Source organism: Promicromonospora citrea, from assembly GCF_013004695.1.
Taxonomy (GTDB): Bacteria; Actinomycetota; Actinomycetes; order Actinomycetales; family Cellulomonadaceae; genus Promicromonospora; species Promicromonospora citrea.
Genome location: NZ_JABEMG010000209.1, coordinates 1 through 5,091, shown reverse-complemented (window position 1 = coordinate 5,091; position 5,091 = coordinate 1). Strand labels below are relative to the sequence as shown.

The following is a 5,091-nucleotide window of genomic DNA, read 5'->3' as shown; positions in this document are numbered from 1 at the left end:
GCTGCTCAAGCAGTGGAAGATCCTCGCCACCGGCTACCGCGGCCGCCTGACCGAACTCCCAACCATCATCCACGTGATCGTCAACCTGGAGTTCTACCGACTGGCCAGCTGAATAACGCTGTCAGGCAGGCGACATATGTCCCAGGAGTCCGTTTCCACTGTCGCCGGTCCCGGCCCCACGGTACGGTCGGGGAACCGCCCGGCCTAACGAGGAGCCCCCGTGTCGTCCGACGAGCTGCCCCAGGAGTTCCAGATCGACGTCCCCGACGAGATGGAGACCGGTGTCCCCGCCGACTTCGCCTCGGTGTGGCACACGCCGACCTCGTTCATCCTGGACTTCATCGCCGTGAAGCAGCCGCCGAGCCCCGTCTCGGACCCGGACTCGGGTGAGGTCACGTCGATCACCGTGCCGGGCCGCGTGGTCTCTCGCGTACGAATTCCTCCGCAGCAGGTGTTCGAGCTCGCGAAGGCGCTCACCATGCAGCTCGACGCGTGGGAGAAGGAAAGCGCTCCGGCAGTGCGCAATCCGCGCCCGGCGGAGGGCCGTGACGGCCCGAATCCGTCCTCAGAAAAGTGAATCCGACCAATCTTTTTCTTGAACAATCGTCCAAGTCGCGGTACTTATGTCCGTTCTGCCCGGTGGAAATGTTCCGGTTTGGATGGAGAACCTCCAGGTTATACCAGTCCTGAGGGGGAAATGTAACCTTGGATGCCTGTTCCACTTGCGATCTTCACGGATGTAGGCTTCCCGTGATCGCGACGAAGGCGTTGCAATCTCCCAGAGTTGCCCGGGGGGTCGGGCGACCCGTTCCGGCGGCCGTGTCGGGGAGCAATGAACAGGGGCGATGCAGGTGAGCACCACAGAATTCGACAACAGGGGGCGCACGGGCGGGATCATGTTCGAAGAACAGTCCCGCGCGAGCGTCGTGAGCATGTGGGGAGAGATCGACGTCTCCCTGCGTGGCGAGTCGAGTGCTGCGATAGCGAACGCCATCGAACGGGCGAAGGCTGTCGTCATCGACACGTCACGCGTCACGTTCATGGACTCCACCGGCGTGGCGTTCCTCATGCAGATGTACACGTACGGCACCCGCGAGGGGCTGACCGTCACGCTGCCCGACCCGCCGCCGGTGGTGCGCAGCGTCATCGAGATGCTCGGCGTGGACGTGCTGTTCGCGCAGCAGGCGCAGCCCGCGGCGGTGCGCGACGTCTGAGCGCCGGCGCCCCGCCGCCGCCGGCGGCTAGCGGTCCGCCGCGAGCGCTGCGGCGCCCACGATCCCCGCGGCGTTGCGCAGCTGCGCGGGCACGATCGGTGCGCGCAGGTGCAGGTGCGGCAGGAACTTCTCGTGGTGCTTGCTGACCCCGCCGCCCACGACGATGAGGTCGGGCGACAGGAGGTCCTCGACGACGCCGAAGTATCGCTGGAGGCGCTCGGTCCACGCCTCCCAGGACAGGTCCTCGCGCTCGCGCGCGGAGTCGGCGGCGCGCGTCTCGGCGTCGTAGCCGTCGATCTCGAGGTGGCCGAGCTCGGTGTTGGGCACGAGCGCGCCGTCGACGACGAGGGCCGAGCCGATGCCGGTGCCGAGCGTCGCGACGAGCACGACGCCGTGGGTGTCGCGCGCGGCGCCGTAGCGCACCTCGCCGATGCCTGCGGCGTCGGCGTCGTTGACGGCCACGACGTGGCGGCCGGTCGCGCGGTGCACGAGCGCCGGCAGGTCGACCCCGGTCCAGGACTGGTCGAGGTTGGCCATGGAGCGCACGACGCCGCGCTGCATGGGCGCGGGGAAGGCGACGCCGACGGGTACGTCGTCGGGCAGGTGGTAGGCGCCGACGAGCTCGGCGAGCACGTCGGCCACCGCCTGCGGGGTGGACGGCTGGGGTGTGGGGATGCGGGTGCGCTTCTGCGCGTAGTCGCCCGCGACGAGGTCGACGGGCGCGCCCTTGATCCCGGAACCTCCGATGTCGATGCCGAACGCCAGGTCGCTCATGTCAGGATCGTCTCATGAGCGACGACGCACAGTACTGGTACAACACCGAGACCGGCGAGGTCGAGGAGGGCAAGCGCTCCTCCTGGACCAACCTCATGGGGCCGTACGCGACCCGGGGCGAGGCGCAGCGGGCGCTGGAGAGCGCCCGGGCGCGCACGGAGTCGTGGGACAGCGAGGACGAGGAGTGGGGCGGGAAGAAGCAGTAGCCCGCTACTTCTCGAACGAGTGCTCCGCGTCGGGGAACGACGAGTCCTTGACCTCGGCGACGTAGTCCTCGGCCGCGCGCTGCAGGACGCTGCCGAGCTCGGCGTAGCGGCGGGCGAAGCGTGGGGACCACGAGGTCATGCCCGCCATGTCGGTCCAGACGAGCACCTGGCCGTCGCAGTGCGGGCCCGCGCCGATGCCGATGGTCGGGATGTGCACGATCTCGGTGATCCGCGCGGCGACGTCGGTGGGCACCATCTCCAGGACGACGGCGACGGCGCCGGCGTCCTCGACGGCCTGCGCGTCGGCGGCGAGGCGCTCGACGGCGTCGTCGCCCCGGCCCTGTACGCGCGGGCCGCCCAGCAGGTTCTCCGACTGGGGCGTGTAGCCGAGGTGGGCGACGACGGGGATCCCCGCGTCCGTCAGCGCGCGGATCTGGGCCGCGGACCGTGCCCCGCCCTCGAGCTTGACGCCGTCGGCGCCCGTCTCCTTGAACACGCGCACAGCGGTCTCCAGGGCCTGCTGCGGGCCGGCCTCGTAGGAGCCGAAGGGCAGGTCGACGACCACGAAGGCGCGCTGCGCGGCGCGGGCGACGGCGCGCGCGGCCGGGATCATCTCGTCGACCGTGACCGGGATGGTCGAGGCGTGGCCGTGCATGACGTTGCCGATCGAGTCGCCCACCAGCAGCATGTCCGTCCCCGCCGCGTCGAAGATCGTGGCGGTCACGGCGTCGTACGCCGTGAGCACGGCGATCTTCTCCCCGCGGGCCTTCGCCTCCGCCAGGTGGTGCACACGGACCCGCTTGGGCCCGGACGTGGGTGAGGTGTGGGCGGACATGCTCCTCCTGAGATCTCGCGGGTGGCATCTGTGCCGACCGAAAGCCTACGGCTGGTCCAGCACGGGCGGTACACGCGCCTGTAACAGGTTTGGTGCAAGATGGGCCCATGGACAGGCAGCAGGAGTTCGTGCTCCGCACGGTCGAGGAGCGCGACATCCGCTTCATCCGGCTCTGGTTCACCGATGTCCTCGGTGTGCTGAAGTCGGTCGCCGTGGCCCCGGCAGAGCTCGAGTCGGCCTTCAGCGAGGGCATCGGCTTCGACGGCAGCGCCATCGAGGGGCTCACCCGGGTGTTCGAGGCGGACATGGTCGCCAAGCCCGACCCGACGACGTTCCAGGTGCTGCCGTGGCGCGGTGAACGCCACGGCACGGGCCGCATGTTCTGCGACATCCTGACGCCCGACGGGGAGCCGTCGCTCGCGGACTCGCGCAACGTGCTCAAACGGACCCTGGCCAGGGCGAGCGACCGCGGCTTCACCTTCTACACGCACCCCGAGGTCGAGTTCTACCTGTTCAACCAGCTCACCAAGGCCGACCCGAAGCTCGAGCCGGTGGACCAGGGCGGGTACTTCGACCACCTGGCGCGCGGGTCGACGCACGACTTCCGGCGCGCGGCGATCACGATGCTGGAGTCCATGGGCATCTCGGTGGAGTTCTCCCACCACGAGGCGGGGCCGGGCCAGAACGAGATCGACCTGCGGTACGCCGACGCCCTGACGACGGCCGACAACCTCATGACGTTCCGCACGGTGGTCAAGGAGGTCGCCCTCGAGCAGGGGGTGTTCGCCTCGTTCATGCCCAAGCCGCTGGCCGACCAGCCGGGCTCCGGCATGCACACGCACGTGTCGCTGTTCGAGGACGACCGCAACGCCTTCTACGAGCCGGGCGCGCAGTTCGAGCTGTCGAAGACGGCGCGCCAGTTCATCGCGGGCCTCATGGTGCACGCCGGCGAGATCACCGCCGTCACCAACCAGTACGTCAACAGCTACAAGCGGCTCTGGGGCGGGCAGGAGGCCCCGAGCTACGTGAGCTGGGGCCACAACAACCGCTCGGCGCTCGTGCGCGTGCCGATGTACAAGCCGGGCAAGGGCAACTCGGCGCGCATCGAGTACCGCGCTCTCGACTCGGCGGTCAACCCGTACCTCGCGTTCGCCGTGATCCTGGCCGCGGGCCTCAAGGGCATCGAGGAGGGCTACGACCTGCTCGACCACACCGAGGACGACGTGTGGGAGCTCACCGCCGCCGAGCGCCGCGCGCTCGGCATCACGCCGCTGCCGCGCGACCTCGACGAGGCGATCCACTTCATGGAGCGCTCCGAGCTCGTGGCCGAGACCCTCGGCGAGCACGTCTTCGACTACTTCCTGCGCAACAAGCGCGAGGAGTGGGAGGCGTACAGCGCGCAGGTCACGCCGTTCGAGCTCAAGCGGTTCCTGCAGCTCTGACCGGGTGCTGCGCCTCCCCGTCCCGTCGTAGGGTCGGGGGGTGCGCAGCCGCCGTCCCGAGACCCTCACGACCCATCTGATCCGGGCCGGGTTCGCCGACCTCACCCGGTCCGCCTCGCTGTGGCAGGACGCCGACCTCGTCGCCGTCCTCGACTCCGGCGCCACCGCCGGTCACCCCACGGGACCCGACCGCGGCGCCGTGGCCCTCGACGCCCCGCGGGTCGCGCTCCTGCGCTCGCTCGCGGCGGCGGCCGACCCGGACCTCGCGCTGCTCCAGCTCGTCCGCCTCGCCGCCGCCGCGCCCGACCGGCTGCGCGCCCTGCTCGGCGCCTCCGGGGCCGTCGAGACCGACGGCCCGGCCCCCGCCGACGCCGCGCCCACCCCCCGCGACCGGCTCGTGCGCGTGCTCGGGGTCTCCTCGGCGCTCGGCGACGAGCTCGTGCGCCACCCCGCCCTGCTCGGGCTGCTCACCGACGACACGCCCGGCACCGGAGTCCCGGCCAGACCGAGCCGCGCGGCGTCGGCCCCCGTGACCTCCTCCGCGGTCAGGGTGAGGCGCTTGGCCGTCTCGATGCCGACGAGCTGGGTCAGCGCCCGGATCCCCGCCATGTCCGGGACGA

The 5,091-nt window shown here is 70.5% G+C and carries 6 protein-coding genes and 1 pseudogene; 5 read left to right on the top strand and 2 right to left on the bottom strand.

Features of this window, described 5'->3' with window-relative positions:
• The first annotated feature begins 220 nt into the window (after positions 1 to 220).
• Positions 221 to 577: a DUF3467 domain-containing protein gene (locus HLB15_RS22320; protein WP_171108787.1), complete on the top strand. Its 357-nt coding sequence runs from the start codon at positions 221 to 223 to the stop codon at positions 575 to 577.
• A gap of 268 nt (positions 578 to 845) precedes the next feature.
• Positions 846 to 1,214, top strand: coding sequence for an STAS domain-containing protein (locus HLB15_RS22315; protein ID WP_171108785.1), 369 nt, complete (start codon positions 846 to 848; stop codon positions 1,212 to 1,214).
• A gap of 27 nt (positions 1,215 to 1,241) precedes the next feature.
• Here the strand turns inward: HLB15_RS22315 and ppgK are convergent, their stop codons facing one another.
• Positions 1,242 to 1,988 (bottom strand): polyphosphate--glucose phosphotransferase, encoded by a 747-nt coding sequence (gene ppgK / locus HLB15_RS22310; protein ID WP_171108783.1) that lies wholly within the window; start codon positions 1,986 to 1,988, stop codon positions 1,242 to 1,244.
• A 14-nt stretch (positions 1,989 to 2,002) separates the two neighbouring features.
• On the opposite strand from ppgK, the gene HLB15_RS22305 reads away from it, so the two are divergent.
• On the top strand, positions 2,003 to 2,194 hold the full coding sequence (locus tag HLB15_RS22305) for an SPOR domain-containing protein (RefSeq protein ID WP_171108781.1): 192 nt from the start codon (positions 2,003 to 2,005) through the stop codon (positions 2,192 to 2,194).
• A gap of 4 nt (positions 2,195 to 2,198) precedes the next feature.
• Here HLB15_RS22305 and panB read toward each other — a convergent pair whose 3' ends face one another.
• On the bottom strand, positions 2,199 to 3,029 hold the full coding sequence (panB, locus tag HLB15_RS22300) for a 3-methyl-2-oxobutanoate hydroxymethyltransferase (RefSeq protein ID WP_171108779.1): 831 nt from the start codon (positions 3,027 to 3,029) through the stop codon (positions 2,199 to 2,201).
• Positions 3,030 to 3,136: 107 nt separating this feature from the next.
• Between panB and HLB15_RS22295 the strand changes: the two genes are divergently transcribed.
• Positions 3,137 to 4,471 (top strand): glutamine synthetase family protein, encoded by a 1,335-nt coding sequence (locus HLB15_RS22295; RefSeq protein WP_171108777.1) that lies wholly within the window; start codon positions 3,137 to 3,139, stop codon positions 4,469 to 4,471.
• A gap of 40 nt (positions 4,472 to 4,511) precedes the next feature.
• Positions 4,512 to 5,091: pseudogene (locus HLB15_RS22290) on the top strand (hypothetical protein); the annotation flags it as partial.